Origin of the sequence: Pseudomonas sp. AOB-7, assembly GCF_003696305.1 — a bacterium.
Classification (GTDB): domain Bacteria; phylum Pseudomonadota; class Gammaproteobacteria; order Pseudomonadales; family Pseudomonadaceae; genus Aquipseudomonas.
This window is the reverse complement of the sequence record NZ_RFFK01000051.1, coordinates 1-610: the sequence shown is the minus strand read 5'-3', so window position 1 is coordinate 610 and position 610 is coordinate 1. Positions and strand designations below refer to the sequence as shown.

Genomic DNA, 610 nt, shown 5'->3' with positions numbered 1-610 from the left:
TTGTCTGCTTATGCCACCGACAGTTCCCGCAATGCCGCAGTGGCCAAAAAGCCAGAGCGGGAGGCATAGCGGTGATCTTTCTTCACCATCTCGTCAATCCGCTGCAGCAGATTTTCCGGCAGGGTGGCATTAAAGCGAACAGCTTTCCCCAGATACGGGGTCACATCGAAATCGACTACAGCCCACACACCGCCGGCATAGTCGGGATTCCCCATATGCGCGTCTACTTCATGCGCACGCGGGAGCGGATCACCATCAGCCACCAAGCCTTCAAAGTGAAGGGCTAGGGCTTCCTGTGTGTTTTCCAGAGCCTCCGAGACAGTGGCGCCTGCCGAGAAACAGCCCGGCACGCCGGGCACAGTCACCCCATAGTCCGAATCAGCGTCTTTGTGCAGTACGACTGGAAATTTCATTGCTTCTACCTCTAACGATTCATCTGGTACTTCGGAGCGGGAGCTTCAACACAGCCTGGGCCGGAAGCAGCCCTGCACCAGACTACGCCACAGCAAGTTGCTGCGATAAATACCGGCATCCACCATCTCCCCATGGAGCGTAATCATGGAGATAGAGATGGATACTTCTTTGCGTAAAACCAAGGTTCTCGATACCG

At 55.4% G+C, this 610-nt stretch carries 1 protein-coding gene; it reads right to left on the bottom strand.

Features of this window, described 5'->3' with window-relative positions; translation table 11 throughout:
* Positions 1–8 precede the first annotated feature (8 nt).
* Positions 9–413, bottom strand: a complete 405-nt coding sequence (locus EA796_RS22955) for a type II toxin-antitoxin system HicB family antitoxin (RefSeq protein WP_122110287.1) — start codon at positions 411–413, stop codon at positions 9–11.
* Positions 414–610 lie beyond the last annotated feature (197 nt).